Origin of the sequence: Alteromonas gilva (genome assembly GCF_028595265.1) — a bacterium.
Classification (GTDB): domain Bacteria; phylum Pseudomonadota; class Gammaproteobacteria; order Enterobacterales; family Alteromonadaceae; genus Alteromonas; species Alteromonas gilva.
On sequence record NZ_JAQQXP010000005.1, the window covers coordinates 66,015 to 91,008 of the forward strand.

At 47.5% G+C, this 24,994-nt stretch carries 19 protein-coding genes; 5 read left to right on the forward strand and 14 right to left on the reverse strand.

The window, feature by feature from the left end; all coding sequences use genetic code 11:
• Positions 1 to 3: 3 nt before the first annotated feature.
• The 10 genes from OIK42_RS20070 to nudF form a co-directional block, all read right to left on the reverse strand.
• The gene (locus OIK42_RS20070; protein ID WP_273642979.1) at positions 4 to 891 is read right to left on the reverse strand and encodes a VOC family protein; all 888 of its coding nucleotides are present in this window, start codon (positions 889 to 891) and stop codon (positions 4 to 6) included.
• Positions 892 to 1,320, reverse strand: a complete 429-nt coding sequence (locus OIK42_RS20075) for a GlcG/HbpS family heme-binding protein (RefSeq protein WP_273642980.1) — start codon at positions 1,318 to 1,320, stop codon at positions 892 to 894. It abuts the gene before it with no gap.
• Positions 1,317 to 2,894 carry a bifunctional 3-(3-hydroxy-phenyl)propionate/3-hydroxycinnamic acid hydroxylase MhpA gene (mhpA, locus tag OIK42_RS20080; RefSeq protein WP_273642981.1) on the reverse strand — a complete coding sequence of 526 codons (1,578 nt, stop codon included), beginning with the start codon at positions 2,892 to 2,894 and terminating at the stop codon, positions 1,317 to 1,319. The genes OIK42_RS20075 and mhpA overlap by 4 nt, the downstream gene beginning before the upstream one ends.
• A 21-nt stretch (positions 2,895 to 2,915) precedes the next feature.
• Positions 2,916 to 4,145 carry an amidohydrolase family protein gene (locus tag OIK42_RS20085; RefSeq protein ID WP_273642982.1) on the reverse strand — a complete coding sequence of 410 codons (1,230 nt, stop codon included), beginning with the start codon at positions 4,143 to 4,145 and terminating at the stop codon, positions 2,916 to 2,918.
• Positions 4,146 to 4,237: 92 nt separating this feature from the next.
• Positions 4,238 to 5,137 (reverse strand): LysR family transcriptional regulator, encoded by a 900-nt coding sequence (locus OIK42_RS20090; RefSeq protein ID WP_273642983.1) that lies wholly within the window; start codon positions 5,135 to 5,137, stop codon positions 4,238 to 4,240.
• Positions 5,138 to 6,834: 1,697 nt separating this feature from the next.
• Positions 6,835 to 8,727, reverse strand: coding sequence for a DNA topoisomerase IV subunit B (parE, locus tag OIK42_RS20095; RefSeq protein ID WP_273642984.1), 1,893 nt, complete (start codon positions 8,725 to 8,727; stop codon positions 6,835 to 6,837).
• Between the two features lie 138 nt (positions 8,728 to 8,865).
• Positions 8,866 to 9,456: a YqiA/YcfP family alpha/beta fold hydrolase gene (locus tag OIK42_RS20100; protein WP_273642985.1), complete on the reverse strand. Its 591-nt coding sequence runs from the start codon at positions 9,454 to 9,456 to the stop codon at positions 8,866 to 8,868.
• A complete protein-coding gene (locus OIK42_RS20105) occupies positions 9,453 to 10,184 on the reverse strand; it encodes a metallophosphoesterase family protein (protein ID WP_273642986.1) in 732 nt (243 codons plus the stop codon). The genes OIK42_RS20100 and OIK42_RS20105 overlap by 4 nt, the downstream gene beginning before the upstream one ends.
• The gene (locus OIK42_RS20110) at positions 10,185 to 10,622 is read right to left on the reverse strand and encodes a DUF1249 domain-containing protein (protein WP_273642987.1); all 438 of its coding nucleotides are present in this window, start codon (positions 10,620 to 10,622) and stop codon (positions 10,185 to 10,187) included.
• Positions 10,612 to 11,244 (reverse strand): ADP-ribose diphosphatase, encoded by a 633-nt coding sequence (gene nudF / locus OIK42_RS20115; RefSeq protein ID WP_273642988.1) that lies wholly within the window; start codon positions 11,242 to 11,244, stop codon positions 10,612 to 10,614. Before nudF ends, OIK42_RS20110 begins: the two co-directional genes overlap by 11 nt.
• Before the next feature lie 323 nt (positions 11,245 to 11,567).
• Between nudF and tolC the strand changes: the two genes are divergently transcribed.
• Entirely contained in the window at positions 11,568 to 12,947 is a 1,380-nt protein-coding gene (gene tolC, locus OIK42_RS20120) for an outer membrane channel protein TolC (protein WP_273642989.1), read from the forward strand.
• 103 nt (positions 12,948 to 13,050) lie between these two features.
• Here the strand turns inward: tolC and OIK42_RS20125 are convergent, their stop codons facing one another.
• A complete protein-coding gene (locus OIK42_RS20125) occupies positions 13,051 to 13,206 on the reverse strand; it encodes a hypothetical protein (RefSeq protein ID WP_273642990.1) in 156 nt (51 codons plus the stop codon).
• A gap of 74 nt (positions 13,207 to 13,280) precedes the next feature.
• On the opposite strand from OIK42_RS20125, the gene OIK42_RS20130 reads away from it, so the two are divergent.
• Positions 13,281 to 14,084: an ion transporter gene (locus OIK42_RS20130; RefSeq protein WP_273642991.1), complete on the forward strand. Its 804-nt coding sequence runs from the start codon at positions 13,281 to 13,283 to the stop codon at positions 14,082 to 14,084.
• Positions 14,085 to 14,166: 82 nt separating this feature from the next.
• Here the strand turns inward: OIK42_RS20130 and OIK42_RS20135 are convergent, their stop codons facing one another.
• Both OIK42_RS20135 and prsT read right to left on the reverse strand, forming a co-directional pair.
• The gene (locus tag OIK42_RS20135) at positions 14,167 to 15,660 is read right to left on the reverse strand and encodes a S10 family peptidase (protein ID WP_273642992.1); all 1,494 of its coding nucleotides are present in this window, start codon (positions 15,658 to 15,660) and stop codon (positions 14,167 to 14,169) included.
• Between the two features lie 238 nt (positions 15,661 to 15,898).
• The gene (prsT, locus tag OIK42_RS20140) at positions 15,899 to 18,673 is read right to left on the reverse strand and encodes an XrtA/PEP-CTERM system TPR-repeat protein PrsT (RefSeq protein WP_273642993.1); all 2,775 of its coding nucleotides are present in this window, start codon (positions 18,671 to 18,673) and stop codon (positions 15,899 to 15,901) included.
• Between the two features lie 165 nt (positions 18,674 to 18,838).
• Here prsT and OIK42_RS20145 point away from each other — a divergent pair, with 165 nt between their 5' ends.
• The 3 genes from OIK42_RS20145 (at position 18,839) to OIK42_RS20155 (ending at position 23,265) form a co-directional block, all read left to right on the forward strand.
• Positions 18,839 to 20,578: a DEAD/DEAH box helicase gene (locus OIK42_RS20145; RefSeq protein WP_273642994.1), complete on the forward strand. Its 1,740-nt coding sequence runs from the start codon at positions 18,839 to 18,841 to the stop codon at positions 20,576 to 20,578.
• A gap of 91 nt (positions 20,579 to 20,669) precedes the next feature.
• Positions 20,670 to 22,070 (forward strand): siroheme synthase CysG, encoded by a 1,401-nt coding sequence (gene cysG, locus OIK42_RS20150; RefSeq protein ID WP_273642995.1) that lies wholly within the window; start codon positions 20,670 to 20,672, stop codon positions 22,068 to 22,070.
• Positions 22,071 to 22,287: 217 nt separating this feature from the next.
• The gene (locus OIK42_RS20155; RefSeq protein WP_273642996.1) at positions 22,288 to 23,265 is read left to right on the forward strand and encodes a hypothetical protein; all 978 of its coding nucleotides are present in this window, start codon (positions 22,288 to 22,290) and stop codon (positions 23,263 to 23,265) included.
• Positions 23,266 to 23,305: 40 nt separating this feature from the next.
• On the opposite strand, the gene OIK42_RS20160 is transcribed toward OIK42_RS20155, so the two are convergent.
• Positions 23,306 to 24,703 carry a PhoH family protein gene (locus OIK42_RS20160; protein WP_273642997.1) on the reverse strand — a complete coding sequence of 466 codons (1,398 nt, stop codon included), beginning with the start codon at positions 24,701 to 24,703 and terminating at the stop codon, positions 23,306 to 23,308.
• Positions 24,704 to 24,994 lie beyond the last annotated feature (291 nt).

Genomic DNA, 24,994 nt, shown 5'->3' on the forward strand with positions numbered 1-24,994 from the left:
AAATTAATTCAGCGGTTCAGGCTGCCAGGTTCGACGAAAACTAAATGTTTGTTCAGCCACCTTTAACCCTGCAAAATCTTTGTCGGATATTCCCCATTGATCGATACGATTTTCTGGCCAAGTCCAGTCTTCAGGTGCACCAACCTTGTAGTCTTCAGGCACTTTTTCAACGGCAGTCGAAAACTCCACAACCGCGCCAAAAGGCGCAATATAATAAGCAAAAACATTATCACCCGGACCATGGCGGCCAGGCCCCCAAGCGGGCGTGCGATCATGATCTCGCAGACGTCCCACGCCGCGCATTACAGCGTCCGTATCCTGCATTTCAAACGCGATATGATTGAGCGAGCTGAATCCGGCACGAGCAAACGCCGTGCTATGATGCGAGTCATTACAGCGCACAAACACCATGCCTTTTGTGCGGTCGGATACACGAAAATTAAGCACTTGCTCAACAATATCTGCAGTGCGTTCTGCATCCGTTGCATTAAATACAACATGGGTGAGTTTGACCGGTAAATCCTCATCATCCAGTGTATCGACCTCTGTTGTATCTGCCAGAAAACGCAACAACTCACCTTCCGGCAATTCAACTATTATGCCTTCCCCTCCGCCAAGGTCATTACTAACCTCAGGACGAGCAGGAAAACCTGAGGCTTCGACCCGCGCTTTTAACGCTATTAATTCCTGTTTATCACAGACAAAGGTGACGCTTCGCACATACTTACTGTCGCCTTCTTCGAGCGCAACCAGGTATGGGAAGGTGCCTGAGCCTCTAATGTAATGGGTGTTATTTTGTTGCGCTGCCAGCTTAGCTCCCCACACATTGATTAAAAAATCGGCTGCCTGGTCGGCTGCTGGCAAAACCATTTCTATACTGCGTAGTTTCATTTAATTGTCCTCCAGTTCTGTAGCCACCGCGTCGATACCGGCCTGTGCACACAGTTCATCAACCTCACCGCTATCTCCGCTAATACCGATAGCCCCGATAATATTTCCCAGGCCATCCTTAATGAGGTTGCCACCCGGAGATAACGCCAGTTCTACACCACTTATCGTGGTCACACTGGCGAAAAAGGTTGGGTTATTTTTAGCTTTTTCAGCAATTCCACGCGTATTGAATCCCATGCCCAGCGCGCCTTTAGCCTTTGCCAGCGCAATATCAAATCGGTATAAACTGGCCTTATCTTGGCGTTTAAATGCCACTGGGTGTGCCCCCGCATCTAAAACAACAACGGCTAATGGATTGACGTTGTTGGTTCTGGCATAACTCAACGTGCCATCAATGATCTTCTCTGCTAATGCTAGTGTTAATGTCATGCTATGAATTCCTCAGTTGGAGTAACGTTCTGCTTACCATCCAATTGATGTCTTAGCTGCATTAACAATGCCTTGCAGCTTCCTTTTGCAGTGCCATAAACGTAATAGTCAGGACGCAGTAACACCGTATCCACGCCAGCCTCTTCTAACCATGCGTTCAGTTGGGGGTCATCCAATTGGTTTAAATCCACGACCTCAATATCAAGGTCAGGCAGCCATAATTTAAGGTCAGACAAGGCGTTATTCGCACCGTCGCTATTCGCAACAAGCAGGCGCCAATCACCACGGGTGAGATCATCAAAGAGCTGTTCTGTTCCGTTAACCTTCACGCGGGGCTGAATAAACCGCCGTCCTGCTTCGGCTGTATCTTTCGCAATAATGCCGGCAGCAACAGGAGGAATCAGGTCAGCCGCAGTGGTTGGCAGCTCACCATTTTTAACTTTCCTGCGTATTTCAATATCCCGTTCAGCAGCTTTTTGTTCATCGAGCATACAAATATAACGCCCGGCACCTACAGCGGCCGATATAACTGACCGTACATGAGGATCTCGCTCCGGCTGGTAAGTATCTAATAGTGACTCGCTGGCTTTTTCCTGCGCGACTAAATCTAATTTCCACGCCAGGTTTGCAACGTCCCGAAATCCGTGACACATCCCCTGCCCAAAAAAGGGCGGCGTTTGGTGCGCAGCATCGCCTGCCAAAAAGACATTACCTGATTTCCATTGCTCCGCGACTAATCCGTGAAAGCGATAGGTTGCCGCACGAACAATCTTATGGGGTACCCCCTGAAGATAAGGCGCCAATAATTCTGTGACTTTTGCAGGCTGCATCATTGCCTGATCATCTTCACCCGGCAATAACATCAATTCCCAGCGCCTGTGGTTTCCTCGACCGGGAACAACGGTAGCAGGACGTTTTGGATCGCACATCATGACAGAGAGTTGCTGAATGTTTGCATCGTCCGGTAAACCGGTAAGTTCAGGAAAATGGATTTCACCTTCTACTTCAGCATCGACAACCAGCCAGGGTTCTTCAAACTCTAAGTCATCTAATTTAATACCCAACGACTTTCTCACTGTACTTCGTGCACCATCACAGGCAATCACCCAGCGAGCATTCAGCGTGTCGGTATTGTTGTTACAACGAATCTGTAATGCCACCTTGTCACTTTGCTGGGTAACCGATAGACACTCAGCCCCAAAGCGCAAAGATACGTTGCTGAATCGGGTCAAAGCATTACGAAGGTGCTCTTCCAGTTCTGGTTGATAAAAAAAGTAATCATTAGACCAACCATAGGGGCGTGGTTTACCTACCGTTCCCATGTACCGTATGACACCATGATCGGCCCCAATATGCAGATGACCGTCAGTGTCACGCATGTCAGGTAAAATACGGTCATGCAATCCGATAGACTGAAATAATCGCACCATTTCATGGTCGAGGTGAACGGCACGAGGTAGTGGATAAGGCGTCGCCTCCTTCTCAAGAACGACGACGTTTAATCCTCGTTTTCCCAGTAAATTGGCCGCAAGAGCCCCTACCGGCCCGCAGCCAATAATTGCAACATCAAACATTGTAAATTTCCTCAGGGCGGGCTAGTGATCAAAACCAGGCGTTTTATATAAACGCCCTTCTTGCATAATCATCACGATATTTTGCTTATTTTGCATAATGGATACGTCTTTTGTGGGATCGCCGTCGACAAGCAATAGATCAGCCAAATATCCCTCTTTAACCAAACCTATCTCATCTGCCATTCCCATCAATTGGCCTCCCAGTTGTGTAGCAGCATGTAACGCTTCCGCAGGGGTGTAGCCAAAATGCTCAACCCATAACTCCAGATCGCGCGCATTGCGACCATTGGGGTTAAAGGGAAAACCATAATCGCCACCGGGTAATAATCTAACTCCATTGGCTTTTAACTGAGGCACCAGTGCTTTTAATTTGGATAACACAATTGCCGCATCCTTTTTCATATGTGTCATATCCATATGTGGAGGCGGTGTTGCATCGAGAGTTGCCTGAATAATACCAACAGTGGGGGCGACAAACATTTCATCTTTTTTCGCGACTAACATGTCAATGGCTTCATCGTCTGCATACGTGCAGTGGTATAAAATTCTGAACCCGGCATTAATGCCAAGCTTAACGGCTTCACAGGCATGAGCGTGGCCAGTCAGCCAGACGTTACTTTCTCTTGCTTGCTCCCCCGCAGCCAACAATTCTTCTTCAGTGTAAAGCAACTCCAAAGATGCGCCGGGTTTGAGGGCGCTCTCTCCCGAGATAAGAAATTTAATTGCTTGAGCACCAAGTTCTGCGCATTCTTTGACAAACGCTTTAACGCCCTCTGGCCCGCGAGAATGTAATTCGACATGACCGGGGTCCAAATCAGAATCGTTAGGTGGTTCGCGTTCAACCGAAGACGGAATCAGCCGAGGACCTGGCAGCGTCCCGTTTTTTAAATGTTCATTTAATGAAATTTCCAGTGTTTTACTTAACGCGCCAGCTGAATAGGCACTGGTAAAACCGTGATCAAGCAAAATTCTCGCATTAAGCGCTGTTGTAAGTGCGAGTTCTTCCGGTGGTAAAAACATACCCGGTACAAACTTTTCGACCGAAGTAGGCCAAGTTAAATGCGCATGGGCTTCAACCATGCCTGGCATCAAGGTTTTACCCTCAGCATTTATCACAAAATCGCCATCACCTTCAGGGATGGTGATTCTGCTAATCTGAACAATTTTTTTATCTTCTATTACAACAGAACCTACATACAAGTTACTGCCGCTACCATCAAATATATTGGCGTCTTTAATTATCGTGCGCATCAGCGTCACCTATTCATTTTGTCCACTTTCTTATCTTGGCATTCTCAGTTATTTGTTCAAATATTTATTTTTTTGTTAAACATAGGTAAAAACTATACATCAAAGCTTTGTACCGTATGGTCGATAAACGCTTGTGCAATGGCAGGGAGTTTCCTTTCTGCTAACCACAACAACCCAACTTTTCTTTGGAACGCAATGCCCTCGATTCTAATGGCGCGTAATGACTTGTTTTGCAGTTCAGTTTTGACGACTTCATTAGGCAAGATAGTAATATAACGCGATGAGCTTACGATGAACTTAGTGGTTAGTAATGAATCGCATGAAATAGAATTAGCAGGTAGGGCTGCATCACTATTAATAAAAAGAGCATCGATTTGCCTGCGAAACCCTCCAACTTTATCCGGTAATACCCATCTCGCTGTTGCCAGTTGTTTGAGACTCATTTTTTCTGGTAAATCATCGTTGGCGCGCCCAACAATGATCGAAAATGGGTCACTCATAACCGGGAGCTCACAAAAATCTTCTGGAGAGTCAGTCGCACCAGATGTTAATATTGCCAAGTCCAATTCATAACTTCGCAATAAACGTTGCGCTTTGGCGTCATGACACTCAACAATACGTAAATTAAATCTTGGGTATTGTTCACTGAAACTACTAATGACTTTTCCAAATACAGACGCCAGTGCCCCCGGCGTGCCGCCTATATTCAAAGGTCCACCAATATGCTCAGCCAACAGTTTAATTTCCTCTTGTGCCGACACCAGTAAGCTATCAACAGCCTGTGCTTTTATCTTTAGTGCCTCACCTGCTGGAGTCAGCAAAATTCCCTGTCGATTTCTTTCAAATAATTTTGTGGCAAGCACTCTTTCAAGTTGATTAATTGCTACAGATACAGATGGCTGTGAAAGGTGCTCTGCCCGAGCGGCACCACTAATTGTACCTTCCCGGCATACAGCCAGGAATAACCGAAGCGTTCTCGGATCAATGCGCATATATCCCTCCCTTACCATTAACATTTTATATACAAGTCATTTTAAATAAAGTCTAACTAATGGTCGTAGTTTTCTCACTTAATGCCTGGAATCGTAAAGCATGTTCGAATCAAAACGTTTCCTGTTTCGCTTTGAATAGATTTAATCAGCGAGCTGAACCTTACTTGCTACTGTTTCGCAAATATCCATGCCAGCTTGAATTTGCATAATTGATTCGCTCAGTTCACCGCCCCATCACAATATAGAGAAAAGCTATATAGTCGTTAGATATTATTATTTTATAACATACATAGAAATGTTAATAATACGTTTCTAATAAATTAAAATAATTAAACCCGATGACATGTTTCATTTTGATCTCGACCTTAATGTCTTCTTTTTGCTGTTTTGCAGAAAATAATTACATACCTCAAAAGCCGAGTTACCGGATAATTGTTGATAACGATTTTGCAAGCGATCCCGATGGATTAGCGGCCCTGGCACATCAGTTACTGGCATTAAAGGCCACAGTGACACTCATTACAGTCTGGACTGAACCCTAATTCGCACAAATTAGTTACGGCGATTCAGATACAGCACAGGCCGGCAAACGTCGTGCTGAGCACCTGACACAACTAATGAAGCTCACCCAGCTCCTTTTGCTGCAGGCAGGGACGTAAGCGCTACACGCGATGATAACCAACCGTCAGCTGCGGCACTTGCAATAGTAGAAGCGGCAACGAGAAATGATGAGTTACCTTTAATTATAACGGTCGGGGGCCCGCTAACGAACTGAGCAGAGGACTTAAAACTTGACCCACCTATTGCCAATAAGATGTCAGTTACTTGGATTGGCGGTGGCAATTATCAAGAAGGCGGTTGGGAATATAACTTGTCGACAGATCTGGTCGCGGCGCAATACGTCGTTGAACAAAGCAATATTCCAATTTGGCAAATTCCGCTAACAACATATCGGCAAGTTCAATATTCAGCCGCAGAAATACGGAACGATTTTAAACCCTGTTTCACCCGTCACACATTGGCTCTACAACTTATGTGCAACATTGTCTGATTTTATAGAGATGGGCGGTTCCTTAATACCATGATATTGCTCAGTGCACTGAGCCCCTAATCAAGTAAATTTCCAGACTTAAACGCAAGGTGTATTAACGATGACTCAACTTATGGTGAGGAAATAGCAAACAGGAAGATAAGCGTGTTCACCGATGTAGATACAAGAATGACCTTTGCCGATTTTATTGCCACGTTGAAAATAAATTCGACTAATAATTGACCAAACAATAAATTTAATTTTCCCCAACAAGAGCACCTAATGACTATTTGATGGAACGCAATTGTTCGGCGCCTAGTTCGGCAATGCTTGATTGGCACCAGTGAAGCATTGCCGTTTCCGCTGATAGTAAACGAGAGCATCAACCAGCATGGAGCAGAAAAAGAATTACGCGAGCGAGAAGTCGGTCAATATCGATAGCGAAATTACCATGGCGTCATGAGAAGTCGCAATTATTAAAGAAGGATATGCTTTGACCTATATGTTTTGGTTCGAAATTTTAAACCGACTCTGTGCAAGGAATGTGTACGCTTATCGGCAACTCAAAAGCAAAACCAACATTTGAGAACCACTCACAAAGCCATTTAATTGGCACTTAATTCATGCTTTCCCTTCAAATTTCATAACCTGGTGCTGGAATCGACAATTATATCACCTCGGCCAGGTTGCCTTTACTTTCCAGCCATTGCTTGCGATCGCCGGAGCGCTTCTTGGCCAGTAGCATGTCCATCATCTCCATCATATCTTCGCTGTCATCAGCGGTGAGCTGAACCAAACGGCGCGTATTGGGGTCCATGGTGGTTTCACGCAATTGTAACGGGTTCATTTCGCCCAATCCTTTAAAGCGCTGTACGTTGACTTTTCCGCGCTTTTTATCGGCTTCAATACGGTCGAGGATGCCCTGTTTTTCTGCGTCGTCAAGGGCGTAAAAGACCTCTTTGCCCACATCAATACGATACAGCGGAGGCATCGCCACATACACGTGACCGGCGTTAACCAATGAACGGAAATGGCGCACGAACAAGGCGCAGAGTAAGGTGGCAATATGCAGCCCGTCAGAGTCGGCATCTGCCAGGATACAGATTTTACCATAGCGTAAACCGGTTAAATCTTCGGAGTCCGGATCGATACCTAGTGCTACTGAAATATCGTGAATTTCCTGTGAGGCGAGAATTTGCCCTGAGTCCACTTCCCAGCTGTTCAGTATTTTTCCGCGTAACGGCATAATCGCCTGAAACTCACGGTCGCGGGCTTGCTTAGCAGATCCCCCTGCCGAGTCACCTTCTACCAGGAACAGTTCAGACTGGGTGATATCCTGCGAACCACAGTCGGTGAGCTTACCGGGTAAAGCCGGTCCCTGGGTGACTTTTTTACGTGCGACTTTTTTGTTCTGACGAAGGCGACGCTGGGCATTATTGATACACATCTCGGCCAGCCCTTCGGCCACGTCGGTATGTTGGTTAAGCCACAAACTGAAGGCGTCTTTAACCACACCAGAGACAAAAGCCGACGCCTGTCGTGACGACAAGCGTTCTTTGGTTTGACCGGCAAACTGTGGGTCGTGCATTTTGGTTGATAAAATATAGGCGCAGCGATCCCAGATATCATCGGGAGTGAGCTTTACGCCACGCGGCAGTAAATTGCGAAACTCACAAAACTCCCGCATAGACTCAAGCAGCCCCTGCCGCAAACCGTTTACATGCGTCCCGCCCTGAGCAGTGGGTATCAGGTTTACATAACTTTCGGTGGTCAGTTCGCCGCCCTCGGGCAGCCACATGACTGCCCAGTCCGCCGCTTCACCATTGCCACTGAAGCTGCCGGTAAAGGGCACATCGTCAGGCAGGGTTATGTATTCTTTTACGGCGCTGAGCAAATAATCCTGTAAGCCATCTTCGTAGTACCACTCGTGACTTTCTTTGCTTATTTTATCGTCAAACCTGATGCGCAGGCCCGGACACAATACTGCTTTAGCACGCAAATTATGGCACAGCTTCGCAACCGAAAATTTTGCTGAATCGAAGTACTGCGGATCTGGCCAGAAACGAACACTGGTACCTGTGTTGCGCCGGCCACAGGTATCGATAACCTTTAAATCTTCAATGCGGTCGCCATCGGCAAAGACAATTAAATATACCTGACTGTCGCGGCGAATGGTCACTTCGACCCGGTTAGACAGCGCATTCACAACCGAAATTCCTACCCCGTGCAAACCACCTGAGTATTCATAGTTTTTATTGGAGAACTTACCCCCGGCGTGCAGCTTGGTCATGATCAATTCGACGCCGGAAATTTTTTCCTCCGGGTGAATATCCACTGGCATGCCGCGCCCATCATCAACCACTTCCAACGACTGATCTTCGTGCAGCACTACCTTTATATTTGTGGCATGTCCGGCCAGGGCTTCATCAACGCTGTTATCAATAACTTCCTGACCAAGATGGTTGGGTCGGGTCGTATCGGTATACATTCCCGGACGCCGTTTAACCGGCTCCAGACCATTTAGGACTTCAATTGCATCTGAATTATATTGGTTCGACATTGTTATGATTATTCTTTATGTTGGGCTGCACACGCATAGCAATGAAACTGCCAGCACTGTCGGCTAAAATTGCAACGAGTGCAATGATGTTATCAGGCGCCCGACGTGAGCGCAATTCGCCTCGTGTACGCGGGTTAGTCAATCCTGACGACCTTGCAAGAAGCGCATAATTTCGCCAAGGTGATCTTCATATCCAACGAAGCTGTGATCGCCACCTTGCTCAATACACACCGACGCGCCTTCATAGTGCGCTGCCGCAAGTCGATAGTCGAGCGTTTCATCACCGGTTTGCAACAATACGTGATAGCGCTGCGGGTTAGCCAATACAGGTTGATAAAAATCACGAATATGGTCGATATCATCACTGCGTAAAATAAAACGTTTATTCGTATACGGATTTTCATGTTCGCCGAGGTAATCCTGCAGCAACTCGAAGGGTTTCACGGCGGGGTTTATCAGTACCGCACGCCCACCGAATTGCTCCACCAGCCAGGTAGCCAGATAACCGCCCATCGAACTGCCAATCACCCGTAACCCCTGCGTCAGGATCTTTGGCTGTTGTGTGAGCAGGTCGTTAAGCTGTGCCGCCAGCCGGGCAGGAGAATTGGATAGCTCAGGGCAAATAAATTCGACATCAGGATGCTGATTTTGCAGGTAAGCCCGGGTTTGCTGCGCCTTGATTGAGTGTGGTGAACTTAAAAAACCATGCAAATACAAAATGCAGTTCATGCAATCCTCACAATTGTGGTACTGAGCTTAGCGCTATCACTGGTAATAATTCGATAACCTGCGGGCGCATCTGATACGCCAAAGTCTTTACTTAACTGCCATTGCCAACAGGTTGACGGTACTCCATACACCGGGCAACCGTTTAACTGCGCAGCATAATCGGCATGAATATGACCGTGCAACAGCATGGCAATCGGATTTGCCAGTACAAAGTCCGATAGCGCCTGGGTATTACGCAAGGCGTGTTTGTCCATCCAACTCTGCGTAGGTACCGGATGATGGTGCAATGCCAACACGTGGACATTATCGGCTTGCGCCGCTATCGCCCCGGCAATCACCATCAGCTGCTTTTCGCACACGTAGCCCAGGGTTCCCTGATCGCGGGTGTCCAGCCCATGTACAATAGTGTCGCCGACTTGCCAGGGCTGGCCCGGCTTTAGCCACTGATTAGACAAATGCCCTGAAAACCCGCTGTTGTTATCGTGATTACCGGGTATTACACGCCAGTTAAGGTCGCCACAATAATACGCCATCAAAGATAAGAACAGCTGATAACTCAACGCGCTTCCGTCACCACTGATATCACCGGTAACTAATACACCATCGGGCTTTTCTGCAGCCACAGCTTGCAATACCTTACTTAACGAACGGGCAGGACTGATGTTTGCGTAACCTGCCTGGTCGGGCGCAGCAAAAAGGTGGCAGTCGGAAATCTGAACCAGTTTCATTTAAACGGAGGCTATGGGCCGGGCATTGTGGTTATGACAAAAATGCAGCCACTCAGTTAAAAACAGGTTCACCATATGCTTTTCGTTACGTAAGCGCATTTTGGCGTTGGGGTATTGATAAGAGGGTGCCAGTGCGCCGGCATTCTGACTGGAAAGAACTTCTGCCATGCGCGCATCATGATACAGCCTGACGGTCATCGCAGGCTTCAAATAATCCGGTGCACTGAGACTGATTTGTTCAACCAACAGGGTACTGGTGTAACGCGCCGAATCCAGAATTTGAATGCGATAAGTCAGGCCATGCCCGGCCGTAAAGCGGTACGTTAATTCGGCGGTATCGCAGTCAGGTAACATGGCTAACAGGTGCACATAATTACGCTCACAAATTGCTTGTAAGGTGGGCAGATTTGGAACGTACTTGCGCTGTTTATTTGTCACCGTGTTGCCACTGCTGTAATAAAGTTTGCTTGTTCATAAAAAACCATTGTAACGCAATAATGCTTGCGGCGTTGTCTATTTTACCATCAGCAAGCCATTTTCTGACGGTTTCTTCGCCAACCCGAAGCACTAAAATATCCTCCGACTCTTCCGCTAAACCATGAATCCCATCGGCTTTGGTCGAGTCAGTAGCCGCGACATAAATATGCAACCGCTCGGTGGTGCCCCCGGGGCTCGGCAGGTAACTCAGCGCTTTGGTTAAATGTGTCAGTTCGATGCCGGCCTCTTCCTGCGCCTCACGCAAACACACATTCTCTGCAGTTTCACCCTCGTCGATAATCCCAGCGATGATTTCGATTAACCACGGCTTGTCTGAGGTAGGCAACGCGCCAACACGCACCTGCTCAATCAGCACAAATTCCCGGGTAACCGGATCGTAGGGAAGAACCGCCGCTGCGTGCCCCCGCTCAAAGATCTCGCGGCTAATGGTTTCGGTCCAGCTACCGTCATACTTTTTGTGTCTAAAGTCGTAGCGAACCATATCAAAGAAACCCTCGTATAATGGTTCTTTAGTTATAATCTCCACGTCCTGTGAGTTGAAACGTTGAATTTTCGCTGTCATTGCATTCTCTTTTATTGTTTAAACCAGTTAATATACGAAAATAGTTATTTACGATCACGCGTGTATTTATAATATGATGTTCTATTCATCCGTGGGTAAACGAGTATAACAGACACATATTCTGTTACACTTACGCATGCTCTGTTACGACTTTAATGTGTCATTTAATGCTTGTTTTTCTTAAAGTATGACATCACGGTTAAGCATAGTTCCAGAAGCGAGTGTCGCCCATAGAACAGTGGCCGGCCCTGTTTCGTTTGTACAGCAGGTCGTTAATAAACACTCTGAAGATAATAAACACAGTTTAGATTGAAGGCGAAAACATGAAAAAAACACTTTTATCGCTAATGCTTGGGTTAGGAATGACAACACCAGTATTAGCAGATAGCTTATTGGACGTTTATCAACAAGCCATGGCCAACGATCCTGTGGTAAACCGAGCAAAAGCACAGCGTGACGCTGCGTACCAGGCTATTCCGCTTAGCCGGGCACAGCTGTTGCCACAAATTTCTGGCTCACTGGGTTATACCACCTCAACCAGTGAATCAACCCAGAATATCCAGAGAGAAGACGAAGAGGGTAACCCCACTTTTGAAATTGTTGATGTAGAAGTCGATCGCGATAGCACCAGTTGGGGTGTCGATCTTAACATGTCATTGTACGATCATTCCCGCTGGTTAGGTTTAGACCAGGCAGAACTCACTGCCGAACAAAGCGATGCGACCTATGCAGCAGCAGTTCAGGAGCTTATCGTTCGCACCGTGACAGCTTATCTGGATGTACTAAGAGCGCAGGACAACCTGGATTTTGTACGCGCTGAAAAACGCGCCATTGAGCGTCAGCTTGAGCAAACTAAACAACGCTTTGAGGTAGGACTGACAGCCATTACCGATGTACACGAAGCGCAGGCCAACTTCGATAGCACGGTAGCCCAGGAAATTGTCGCCGAAAACCGCATTGAACTGGCACGTGAAGCACTGCGAGTTATCACCGGTAAGTACCATGACAATCTGTATGTACTGAATACCGAACGTTTTTCTGCCGCCGCGCCTTCACCACAGGATGTCACTGACTGGTTAGAAATCGCTGAGAACTCAAACCTCACGTTATTAGCACAACGCCTGTCGATGGACGTTGCTAAAATGGACATTGATATTGCCTCTGCCGGACACTTACCAACGCTGGGATTAAATGCTTCCTACGGCAGTTCAAAATCGAAAGTGACCTCACCGTTTTTCGAGAATGAAACGCCATTTCAGGACAGTCAGAGCATAGGTATTTCACTGAACGTGCCCATCTACCAGGGTGGCTCGGTATCGGCACAGACAGATCGCGCCCGAGCGCAATTCGTGGCAGCAGGGGAAGATTTAGAACTGGCACACCGCCAGACAATCCAGTCGGTTCGCAGCTCTTACAATGATGTTAAAGCTGCCATCTCTACCATACGCGCACTGGAGCAAGCGGTACTATCGGCAGATAGTGCATTAAAAGCCACCGAAGCGGGCTTTGACGTGGGTACCCGTACGATTGTTGATGTGTTAAACAGTACCCGTAACCTGTTCGACGCGCGCGCTAATTTATCCGGTGCCCGTTACGACTTTATTCAGGCTATGATCACGCTCAAGCAAGCCGCCGGCAACCTTAACGCGACCGATATAGAACTGGTCAGCAAAGGGTTACAACAGGCCAGCGCTGCCGAGTAATTGCGGCTGCACAAGCCATAAAAAAACGCGCTGTAAGAGCGCGTTTTTTTGTGCAGGTGTAAAAGTTCACAGCAAAGATTACAGGCATACGTGACTGACGCCCTCAGCGTTTCGGGCTTTGCAATGCATCGAGTCGCTCGATGATATCCTGTATTGCCGCTTTAATGTCCCGGGCCTCATCAACTGTCGGTGAACAATTATCCAGATGATCGGAAAGGTGGGCTAATTTTGCTTGCAAATTCTCGCTACTGTCGTCCATGATACCGCCTAAAGATTAACAACGATTCAGTATAAACTGATTCACCAACGGTTCTCAATCGAAACTAATAAAATATGAAGGCAATTCAGTTACAAACCAAATTTGAACTGCTGCGTTCCAACAAAGCCTTTGAGCTTTTTGTCATAGCAGTTATCCTTTTTTCAGCACTACTCGTAGGCGCAAAAACCTATGACATGCCCAGCACAGTGAATCGTATTACCAACATACTGGACTGGCTTATCAGCGCGTTCTTTCTGGTTGAAATAGCCATTCGCTTTCTTGGCGAAAAAAATAAATTACACTTCTTTAAAAGTTTCTGGAACTGCTTTGATACCCTGATCGTGCTTGTCAGCCTCATGCCCCTGGAAAATAGTGATACTGCACTCATCGCGAGGTTAGTGAGGGTATTTCGGGTTCTACGGATGATATCAATCATTCCCGAATTACGACTGCTGCTGATTTCGCTGGTCAAAGCATTGCCTCAGCTCGGCTATGTCATGCTATTGATGTTTATTATTTTTTATATCTACGCGGCGATCGGCAGTACATTATTTGAAGAAATAAACCCGGTTCTGTGGGGTGATATTACCATTTCACTGCTCACGCTATTCCGAGTGATGACATTTGAAGACTGGACCGATGTGATGTACGAAACCATGGAAGTGTATCCGCTGAGCTGGCTTTTTTACTTAAGCTTTATCTTCTTTACCGCTTTTGCGTTTTTAAACATGGTGATTGGCATTGTGGTGAATGTAATGGAAGAAGAGAACGCCAAAGCCTATCGCGAAGCGCATCAGGATGAGCCCACCATTGAGGATATCGCCGCGCATTTACATCGCCTTGAGCACAAAATCGATAACATCAGCAATAAACGCTAGTTACAGCGGTGGCATTGGAATGCGCCCATAATGAGGGCGCATTACTAGCCTCGCTTGCAAGGCTTACTGTGAGGTTCAAAGACTAACGGCGATACCTTGCGGGTTGGTCATTGGCCGGTAAGCTCGCTTTAATAAAGGTACGAATATCGTCGTTCGCGGTTTTTAAATCCTCACGACGCAAATACATCATATGCCCGCTGCGATAGCCCTTAAAGCTCAGGCGTTGTTTCATTTTGCCACTGGGATCAAGTTGCCACATCGAATACTTGGCATCAAAATAGTTGGTAGCGCCATCATAATAGCCCGCCTGGATCATCACATTTAAAAACGGATTGGCGGCCATGGCTTTACTCAGATTTTCGCCAGTAGTGTCATTTGATCTGTCCCAGGGATGCACCGGACCAAACATATTGTATTTTACATCGGTTTTATAATTGAGTTCTTCGCGCAGGTAGTAGTTTAACGCCGGTGTAAAGGAGTGCAGCCACGATGTTAATTCAGCATTGTAATCCGGACGGCTGCCACTGTCCTGGCGGTCCAGACCAAGATAACGGCTATCCAGGCGCCCTACTGTTTTGCTTTCATCACGAAGCAGCTCTTTCCAAAAATAACTGGTACTCACGGCTAAATTATTCTGCGCAATGGCCGCCTCTGATAAACCGGAATACGCGGCTACCTGTTGAATAACAGCCTGCTTCTTTTGCTCGCTGATAAAGCCACCTTCAGCTATTGCTGGCATCAGCTCGTTGAGCGCAAACGACTCCACCTGTGGCAAAAAGTCTTCCAGTGCCATAGCCTGATACTCAGGTTTTAATAGCTTGTGATGCCACGCGGTCGCAGCAAAATAGGGTAATCGGTTGGCAATCTTTACCGGACCGTCGCGTTCAATACCGAGATCGGTTGGTGACACCAGTATTACGCCGTTTAAGTACATCCACTGACTGTTTTGCAACTCCAGCGCTAAGCCCGACACGCGGGTTGTACCATAACTTTCGCCAATCAGATATTTAGGCGAGCGCCAACGGTTTTTACGGGTCACAAAGGTATTCAGCCACTCGGCCAGATAAGCAATGTCAGCGTTGACCCCGAAGAACATTTTCTGCTGGCTGTCTTTAGATGGCAGTTCACCTTTATCATCTTTCAACACCCGGCTATACCCGGTATTAACCGGATTAACGTACACGATATCTGCGACGTCCAACACCGAGTACGGATTCGATTTTATGCCGTAGGGTTGTAGCGGATAGCCCTCATCGTCAATGTTGAGAATTTTGGGTCCCGTGTAGGCAATGTGCATCCACACGGACGCCGAACCTGGCCCACCGTTAAAACTGATCAACAATGGTCGGGTAGTGTCATCCTTAACATCACTGCGTTTGTAGTAGGTGTAATGTAAAGTGGCTACTGCACCCCCTTCATCATCCCACACCGGTTGCGTGCCAATCTCAGCGCTGTAGCGTACCCGGTTGCCATTAATTTTGGTTTCATGTTCAGTGGTAACCTGACTTTCGGCCTCGATGTAGCGGTCAGCACTTTCTGCATAACTGCGTCCGGCAGTTAAAATGAGGGTTGCCATTAAGGCCCCACATACAACTAAAATATTCTGTCTTGTCATTAGCCTTCACTCTTATTCGTTTTTTTAGGTGTGCTATTAGATAGCTGCATCATATCAGTAAACTGGCAAAATTGGCGATGCTGCGGGCAGATATTGGACTGTGTAAGGGTAAATTACCAGGGTGGTAAGATACCCCGGTGGTAACGTGTCGGCCCCGATAACGCTGACATCATCAGGGCCGATTTTCGGCACGCTCTTGCTACAAGCTGAACGTGCTTTGCAGTTGTGCAAGCCGCTCTTGAGACTGCGTTGACGTAAACTCACGCTCCGTTATCCGCCGGCTCGCTAATTCCTTCATATCCATTTTCAACAGTAATTCAACATAGTTTAAATAAATCTCATCACTTTGTATGTCATCGGCAATAACCGTGTCGTATGCAGACTTGGCGTTTTTCATTTGCCCCTTCGCGATCAAAATTTGCCCTAAGGTATCCACAATATCCACCGAGGTCGGGGCAATTTTCATGGCCTGACGCGCATGCGCTTCTGCTTTATCTAACAGTCCCTGCTCAAATTCCAGAAAAGCGAGGTTGTTAAGCGCTATGGCATTACCGGGCTGAGCCTGGATGATAGTTTCATATACACTGATAGATTTAGTCACATCGCGTGCTATCAGGCGCTCAGCGTACATCAATAATGCCTGGTTATTGTCTGGGTTTTCATCAACAAACTCCTTAAGCAGAGCAAAGCCCTTCTCTGTTTGTCCGGTGTTATCGTAGCTCAGCATCGCCAGCGCTAAACCGCGCACATTAGGCATTGCCTGATAAGCGGCCAATGCGTTTGGCAGCGCAGACTCATAGTCTTGTTTAGCAATCTGCAAACGCGCATCTATGCCCTTCACAAACGGAATATTGCGCGCCTCCGGGCTAAGTTTACTTAAAATTTTCTCGGCTTTTTCGGGCTCTCTCAACATCGCATGAAAGTAGGCCTTAACGACTTCTGCCTGGACATCAGGGTTCTTTTCCAGGAATGCTGATATTAACTCTTCGCCCGCCCGGAACTGACCCTGCATATCCAGTAGCATAGCCAGGCTCATTGTGGCCGCTTTGTTGGTTGGTTGCTGCGCCAACCATTTTTGGTAATGATCTTCAGCCTGAGAAAATTGCTTGTTCGCTAATAGCAATCGCCCTTTGGTGTCCCAGTAGATAGTGGGAGCGTCATTTTCAGCATCGACCTTCGCCAGCACGTCCAGGCCTTGCTTAAACTTTTGCTCGCCCAGATAAATACGCGCTAACACCACTTTAGGTACCGCACTATCAGGATTTTCTTTAATGACGTTTTGTATATAGTCGGTGGCCTTTTGCTGCGTTTGCAGCTGGCTGTGAATAACATACAAAAGTGCCAGCGAGGTTTGATTCAGCGGATCTATTTGCAATGCGGTGTTGAGGGCCTCCAGGGCTTTATCAGACTGCTCCCTGGCCATTTCCAGTGCAACTTTTTGAAGCTGGACCTGCAAATTGTTTTCGGTAAATTTCTCGGCTTCACTAATTGCCTGCTCGGCCTGGTCGAGTTGTTTTTGAGCAAGGTGGATCTTGGCGATCGTCAGCCACGGTAATGCGCTTTTTGGCTCGGCTTGCTGCCATTTGGTGGCGGTATCAAGTGCTTTGTCGAACTGTCTCGTCGCTAAATACGCATTGGCCAAGGTTTGCTGCCCGGTTGACAGTTCAGGCGCTTTTTCAACGGCCGCTTCTAAATTAACTAACCCTGCCGCATCGTTCAGCGATAATTGCAGCACGCCCAGGCGGGTTAGCTCTTGTGCCGACGTAGCCAGAGGCACAGTTTTGTTCACCATTTTTTGTGCGCCGACTACATTGCCGCTTTGCAGCAGTTGATAACCGGCTTTAGAGAACAGCAATACGTCGTTGTCGACTTCACCATCGACCATGTCCAGTACAACACTTGCTTCTTCATTTTCGCCTTGTTGCAATAAACTGTCGGCAAGCATTCTTAATGCCGGATGCGAAGACGGTAAGGCGGTAGCCACCATGGACAAATGCTGTGTTGCAGTGGCAAAGTCTTTTAATTGATATGCGCTGAAACCTGCCATTAACCGTGACAGTTGGTCAGAGTTATTATTTAAAATGGCCTTTTCAAAATGCGTCAGGGCCTTTTGATACTGATTTTCACTGACTTCGATTAACCCTTTGAATTGATTCAACAGGGGATTATTTTCGTTATATTGCAGTAAGTCATCAACCAGCGGCAATGCCTGTTTAAAGCGTTTTGTTTCAACCAGAATGGCTGAAAAAATGAACTTTGTTTCGGCATCATCGGGCGCAACGTCAAGGTAATTATCGTAAGCGGTAATGGCGTCATCGGTATTTTTAAGAAACCAGTTTAAACGCGCCTGCTGCAATAACACATCTTTGTTTAATGGCGCCTGCTTGTGAACTTCGTTAACACGCGCCAGCGCGCCTTCATAATCCTCATCTAAAATACTACCGAGAGCCAATGCCAGACCTTTATAGGCGCTGGTCGTATCTATATCGGCAATGTCACTAAGCAGCGCTTTTGCCGCTTCCTTTTTTTCGAGACTAACTAATGCTTCTAATTTGTAGTAGCTCACCTCGGCTCGCTCAACTGATGTCAGGTTACTGTCGTTATGATCAATATCAGCTAAAGCAAGTTCAGAATCTGTTTCATGGTAGGAGCGGGATAAGTAAGGAATCACTTCTGCTGCGGCATAACCCAGTTCAAGCGCCCGGTTAAATTCTTTTTCTGCGGCGGCATAGTCTTTACTTTCAAGATAAGTTTTGGCTAATTCAAACCGTGCCTGGGGGTCATCAGGTGCCTTTTGTACGGCACTTTTATATTCAATAACAGCCGCTTGCAGGTCGCCAGCCTGGCTAAACTGCCTGGCCGCAAGAATATGCTCATCACTGGTTTTTTTGCTACATCCGGATATTGTAAAACAACATACTGTAACCAGTACTGCACCCGCTAATGTGCGCGGGTTAAACGACTTTTTATTCATATAGCATACCTTGCAATTGTTATTTTATGACTTACCCTTTAAAGAACCTTTGGGTATTCCTAATACAGTCGTGGTATCCACACTGCGAATGACCTATAATAGTGTTTTAATAATGCCGCTGGCTTTCTGCTATGCCAATCCGAGTTATTCAGGATCCGTAATTTAATGACTACAAATGTCGATACAAATGTCGAACTGACCTTCAAAGATCTCAATCTTCCGCCTCCTATCTTACAAGCCTTAGAGAAAGTTGGCTATGAGAAACCGTCACCAATTCAAGCTGAAAGCATACCTCTGCTGCTTGCGGGTAACGATTTATTAGGGCAAGCACAAACCGGTACAGGTAAAACAGCGGCGTTCGCGTTACCTATGCTAGCAAACCTGGACGTAGAAAGTAATTATCCGCAACTGCTGGTGCTGGCACCTACGCGCGAACTGGCTATCCAGGTTGCCGAAGCGTTTCAGGCTTACGCCAGTTTCTCGAAAAAAATACGTGTACTGCCAGTTTATGGCGGTCAGTCGTACGACAACCAGATTCGTCAGTTAAAACGTGGCGTGCAAGTTATTGTGGGTACGCCCGGACGTGTTATCGACCATATTAAACGTGGCACACTGAAACTGGACCAACTTAAATTTTTAGTGCTCGATGAAGCCGACGAAATGCTACGAATGGGGTTCATTGATGACGTAGAACTCATTCTGAGCCATGCGCCAAAAGAGCGTCAGACTGCGCTATTTTCAGCCACCATGCCAGCGCCGATTAAGAAGATAGCCCAGCGTTACCTTAATGATCCCAAGCATGTGAAAATTGCGTCTAAGGTAAGTACCGCAAGCACTATCCGTCAGCGCTATTGTCAGATAGCTGGCCACCATAAACTGGAAGCACTGACCAGAATTATGGAAGTCGAGCCGTTTGACGGCATGATTATCTTTGTTCGCACTAAAACGGCAACTCTTGAACTGGCTGAGAAACTGGCGGCCCGTGGGTTCGACGTTGAGCCGTTGAATGGCGATATCCCGCAGTCATCCAGAGAGCGCACCGTTGATCGTCTCAAACAGGGCAAGATAGACATCTTAGTTGCCACTGATGTTGTAGCGCGTGGTCTCGATGTTGAACGCGTTAGTCACGTGGTAAACTTTGATATTCCTTATGACACTGAAAGCTACGTTCACCGAATTGGCCGTACCGGTCGTGCTGGCCGCGCCGGTGATGCGATTTTGTTTATCTCGCACCGCGAAAAACGCATGCTGTTCGCCATCGAAAAGGCTACTCGTCAAACCATTGAGTCGATGCCGATCCCGTCTATCACAGAGCTTAACCAAACCCGCTTAAGTAAATTTAAGCACAGTATCTCTGAGGCAACCAAAGACGAAAACATCGAAAGTCTGATGCCAATCGTAGATATGCTGGTTGAGGAAATTGAAGCCAGCCCGGAAGTACTGTTGGCGGCATTGGTAAAAATTGCCCAGGGTGACGAGCCGTTATTGCTTAAAGAATCGGACCGCCCGGATCTGCACAGCAAACCTAAATTCGATGATTCACGCCGCGACAGCGGACGTCGTGACAGCGCCCCTAAAGGGCGAGATACGCGTCGCAAATCACCGCGTGAGAGCCGCAAGCCGGATGAGGGTAAGCAACGTTTCCGTATTGAAGTGGGTCATACCCATGGCGTAAAACCCGGTAATATCGTTGGCGCTATCGCTAATGAAGCCAATATAGACAGCAAGCATATTGGTGCTATCGAAATTTACGATACTTTTAGTACCGTGGATTTACCCGACAGCATGCCTGCAGAAACCAAGCAAACCCTGCAGGGTACGAGAGTTGCTGGTCAGCGTCTGGCAATACGTGAATGGTCGGATAAGCCCCCGGCAAAACGTAAAAGCAAGCCACGCGGGAAATAACTAAAGGCTCTAAAAAATATTTTTTAATTCGTTTTAAAAATATGTTTATCAGGGCAAACTTAACGCCAGATAACTGAATAAAGAGTTTGAGATGCGTTACTTTCCACTATTTATTGATACTAATGATCTGTCCTGCCTCATTGTGGGGGCAGGCGAAGTAGCAGCTCGCAAACTCGAATTACTGCTTAAAAGCCATGCCCAGGTCAAAATTGTTGCACCTGATGTATGTGCCACTGTTAAACACCTTGCCGATTCCGACCAGGTCACTCTTTGCCAGCGCCCGTTTGAAGATGACGATCTGGCAAATGTTCGGGTGGTGTTTGTGGCCACCAGCGACGAAGCTCTCAACGCTGATATACATGCCAAGGCAACCGCTCTCGGCTTGTTGGTGAATGTGGTTGACAATACGCCGCTGTGCGGCTTTATTACCCCTTCTATTATTGACCGCTCGCCGGTTGTCATCGCCATGAGCAGTGGCGGTAATGCACCGGTACTCCTGCGTTACTTACGACAAAAGCTCGAATCATTGATCCCGGCGAATATCAGCAAGTTGGGGGCGTTTTCTGAACGATTCCGCGAACGCGTTAAACACGCCTTAAGCTCTGTTACGGCGCGGCGTTATTTTTGGGAATCAGTGCTCGATGGTGATATTGCTGAAGAAGTGACACAAGGCAATGCTGAGCGCGCTGAGGAAAAATTCAACGCGGCACTGCAAGCCGCCGCTGAAAATAAACAAACGCAAGGGCAGGTTTATCTGGTAGGGGCCGGCCCCGGTGACCCCGATTTGCTGACATTCAGAGCGTTGCGTTTAATGCAAAAAGCGGATGTTGTGATCTACGACCGCCTGGTGTCACCGCAAATTCTCGAGTTAGTGCGCCGTGATGCCGAAAAAGTGTACGTAGGCAAAGCCAGGAGTGTGCATACTCTGCCACAGGACGATATTAACCAGTTGTTGATTAAGTACGCCAAAGAAGGCAACCGCGTGGTTCGTCTTAAAGGCGGCGACCCTTTCATTTTTGGACGCGGTGGCGAAGAAATTCAACGACTCATCGAAGAGAATATCGAATTTCAGGTAGTGCCGGGCATTACCGCTGCCGCGGGCGCGGGTTCCTATGCCGGGATCCCTCTCACCCATCGTGACCATGCCCAGTCAGTGGTGTTTGCAACAGGCCATTTAAAAGATGGCAGCATTGACCTTAACTGGTCATCACTGGCACAACCCAATCAAACTATCGTGTTTTACATGGGATTGACTGGCCTGCCGATTATTTGTGAGCGATTAATTGCGCATGGATTGCCAGCCTCTACGCCCATCGCACTTATTCGCTCGGCGACAACCCAGCAACAAAAAGTGATTACCGGAACACTGAGCAACATCAGCGCTCATCCGGAACTGGCGCAAATGAAACCGCCGGTATTAATTATCGTTGGCGGCGTTGTCAGTCTGCAACATAAACTCAATTGGTTTGAACCCCATCTAGCACAGCAGTAGGGCAATGCTAACCGACAACAAGCCGCCTCAACATGTTTGCGTTGTGGTGGCTACTTCACCTGTTATCTCGTCCGCGCATGATAAATACCCCCCACACCGGTAATAAAGCCCCACTACGTAGCCAGTGATTTGGCAACAAGCGCAAACTATGTACAGGCTTTTATCTGTACTATACTGAATGATGGGGTGAATTTCCTTACCAGTGATGTTAGCGGGAATGAATAGCGTTATTCGATCATTATGTTGTGGTGCTTTATGGCTAGCTGTGTGCCAGGCGTCCTATGGCGAGCAAATTCTCTATCAGCGCGTACCCAATGCCGAGGGAATGAAGTACACCTATGGTTGGTTGGATCACAATAACAATCCCCGCAAAATCTCGTTTGTGTTACCTCTTGAAAGTACCCAGTCATTACCCATTCAGCAGGTCAACTATAATCCTAACCTGGCCCTGCGTGCTGTTGAAATTGCCCTCATACAAGCGGCGCAGGAAATCGATCCGCGCGTTGCTCGCTTTAGCCTGACTAAGCGTTATGATTCGCTGGAGTTTTCCCTTACCGGTAAACGCCAGGAGGTCATCAATACGCTCCAGGCTGATCTTAAAGCAACCCAGGAACAAGCCATGAATAGCTATTTAGCCGAGCGCTATTTTGAGCGCTACACTACCCCACTGCTGCAAAAGGCCATTAAGCCAAATCATGTCAGATATATCGAAGAAAGTACGCTACCGTTGATCCCCTTGGCGCAGTCTCTATATGAGATTGTAGACCAACAGGCGAATGCGAGATCGTATCTCAACCTATTGCTAAGCTGGGTACAGTCTATTCCTTACGATGAACTGACCAACCGGGTGTCGAGTAATGGTTCTGGCTTCTCACCACCGCTGGCGGTTCTCAACCAAAATGTTGGTGACTGCGACAGTAAGTCAGTACTTACTGCGGCCTTGATAAGGGCATTTCTGCCGGCAAACGCCATGCGGCTGGTATTACTGAACAATCATGCCCTGCTGGCCATTGCGTTAACACCGCTGACGAAAGACACCACTTTACTCATTGAGGGATTGCCCTATGTACTGCTCGACCCCACCGGGCCAGCGCACTTGCCGCTGGGCGAAGTGAGTGATCTCACCAAACAGCAGATCGCCTCTTTACAATACACGCTGGAAGTCATTCCACCGGCCGCCAGTCCTAAGCAGTAAAAGCGCCTGTCAGGCATACCACCCAACAGGCAATACTTTATCACATATGGTTTTCAGCAAAGTCCGCCAGGCGCGAACGCACCACACCATCCAAGTTAATGGTGGCACTGCCGGAGAAGTCCTTAAATTTCTCAACCAGATAGGTTAAGCCCGATGTCACCGCTGACAGATAATTACTGTCGATTTGCGCCAGGTTGCCACTGCATATCAGCTTGGTACCTTCACCGCACCGGGTAATAATGGTCTTAAGTTGCGACGCGGTGAGGTTTTGCGACTCATCCAGAATAACAATAGCATTCTGAATACTGCGCCCGCGCATAAAGTTAACCGATTTAAACTGAATATTGGCTTTCTCCATGATATAGCTCATAGACCCTTTGGTGTTTTCATCGTGCTTGTGAAGCACTTCCAGGGAGTCGGTTATTGCCGCCAGCCAGGGCGCCATTTTCTCTTCCTCAGTGCCCGGCAGGAAGCCGATGGATTCGGCAATTTCAGGGGTATTGCGGGTGACAATAATCTTATCGTACATATTCCGCTCTACCACCATTTCAAGTGCCGCAGCGAGCGCCAGCAAGGTTTTCCCGCTGCCGGCAGGACCGGTCAGGATCACCAGATCAATGTGCGGGTCGAGCAGCGAATGCAGGGCCATTGCCTGGCCTATATTTTTGGGCGTTATCCCCCAGGCAGTACGCGACATTAAGCGGTCGAAACCAAGATCAAGAATGTCCATTTCATCGCTGGTCATCGACTCGACTATGCCGGCAAACTGCTTGCTGTCGTCGAGCAGAAATTCGTTCACATAGGCTTCTGGTAATAACGAACGCGGCACTGTATGAATGGTGTCACGCCCTTCAGAGCGACTGTCCACCGACTTAACGCGTTGCCAAAAATCCCCCTCAAACTGGTGGTAGCCTTTGGTCAGATACTTTATGTCTGAAATAAGCTGGTCAGTTCGGTAATCTTCAACGTGAGCAAGGCCAGCACCTTTCGCTTTCAGGCGCATGTTAATATCTTTGGTAACCAGTACTACTTGCTGAGAGGCAAACACGGTTTGCAAATGCAGCGCAACGTTAATAATACGGTTATCGTTTTCATCGCTGGCAAAGATTTGCTGTGACTCCGCCATGTTCAAATCAGCATAAATCGACAGCGTCCCGGTGGGTCGGTTTTCGCCGGCCCCTAAACCACTTAATGATACACCGGCAAGCATTTCGTCCGGGGTGGCGTCACTCAACAAATCTTCCATTGCGCGTATACAAACCCGGGCGTCGCGTGCGACATCTTTTTTGCTGTCTTTGATGTAGTCGAGTTCCTCCAGTACCGTCATAGGTACTACTACATCATTTTCTTTAAAAGACAGGAAGGCGAGAGGTTCGTGTAGCAGGATATTGGTGTCCAGCACATAAATTCTGGTGTCTGCATTGCTATTTCTTGGCATCCGTTACTCCAATGAACATGACCAAGCTCGTCTTAATTGCGACGTGCTATAACGAGCCGATGTTCACGGAGCTGCCAATGCGCTGGGCGCTGAGCCGATTGATACTCCGCATCACATCGACCATCAACTCCACCATAATGCAGTTTGCTGAGTTATTCACTTTTTTTCGGCAAAATTCTGTAAATAAATCCTTTATTGCCGTCGCCCATCGGCGGCAAAAAGCACAGAATTGTCTCAATCGACGGCAAGATTTGTCAGGATTGCTATATTGATCAAGACAGCTACGGGCGG

Excerpts from the sequence above, each read along its gene's own strand:
- parE (WP_273642984.1), bottom strand. The coding sequence starts at position 8,727 with ATGTCGAACCAATATAATTCAGATGCAATTGAAGTCCTAAATGGTCTG.
- OIK42_RS20070 (WP_273642979.1), bottom strand. The coding sequence starts at position 891 with ATGAAACTACGCAGTATAGAAATGGTTTTGCCAGCAGCCGACCAGGCA.
- mhpA (WP_273642981.1), bottom strand. The coding sequence starts at position 2,894 with ATGTTTGATGTTGCAATTATTGGCTGCGGGCCGGTAGGGGCTCTTGCG.
- OIK42_RS20130 (WP_273642991.1), top strand. The coding sequence starts at position 13,281 with ATGAAGGCAATTCAGTTACAAACCAAATTTGAACTGCTGCGTTCCAAC.
- nudF (WP_273642988.1), bottom strand. The coding sequence starts at position 11,244 with ATGACAGCGAAAATTCAACGTTTCAACTCACAGGACGTGGAGATTATA.
- OIK42_RS20075 (WP_273642980.1), bottom strand. The coding sequence starts at position 1,320 with ATGACATTAACACTAGCATTAGCAGAGAAGATCATTGATGGCACGTTG.
- OIK42_RS20155 (WP_273642996.1), top strand. The coding sequence starts at position 22,288 with ATGAATAGCGTTATTCGATCATTATGTTGTGGTGCTTTATGGCTAGCT.
- OIK42_RS20145 (WP_273642994.1), top strand. The coding sequence starts at position 18,839 with ATGACTACAAATGTCGATACAAATGTCGAACTGACCTTCAAAGATCTC.
- prsT (WP_273642993.1), bottom strand. The coding sequence starts at position 18,673 with ATGAATAAAAAGTCGTTTAACCCGCGCACATTAGCGGGTGCAGTACTG.
- OIK42_RS20105 (WP_273642986.1), bottom strand. The coding sequence starts at position 10,184 with ATGAAACTGGTTCAGATTTCCGACTGCCACCTTTTTGCTGCGCCCGAC.
- OIK42_RS20160 (WP_273642997.1), bottom strand. The coding sequence starts at position 24,703 with ATGCCAAGAAATAGCAATGCAGACACCAGAATTTATGTGCTGGACACC.
- OIK42_RS20085 (WP_273642982.1), bottom strand. The coding sequence starts at position 4,145 with ATGCGCACGATAATTAAAGACGCCAATATATTTGATGGTAGCGGCAGT.
- OIK42_RS20125 (WP_273642990.1), bottom strand. The coding sequence starts at position 13,206 with ATGGACGACAGTAGCGAGAATTTGCAAGCAAAATTAGCCCACCTTTCC.
- tolC (WP_273642989.1), top strand. The coding sequence starts at position 11,568 with ATGAAAAAAACACTTTTATCGCTAATGCTTGGGTTAGGAATGACAACA.
- cysG (WP_273642995.1), top strand. The coding sequence starts at position 20,670 with ATGCGTTACTTTCCACTATTTATTGATACTAATGATCTGTCCTGCCTC.
- OIK42_RS20090 (WP_273642983.1), bottom strand. The coding sequence starts at position 5,137 with ATGCGCATTGATCCGAGAACGCTTCGGTTATTCCTGGCTGTATGCCGG.
- OIK42_RS20135 (WP_273642992.1), bottom strand. The coding sequence starts at position 15,660 with ATGGCAACCCTCATTTTAACTGCCGGACGCAGTTATGCAGAAAGTGCT.
- OIK42_RS20100 (WP_273642985.1), bottom strand. The coding sequence starts at position 9,456 with ATGAACTGCATTTTGTATTTGCATGGTTTTTTAAGTTCACCACACTCA.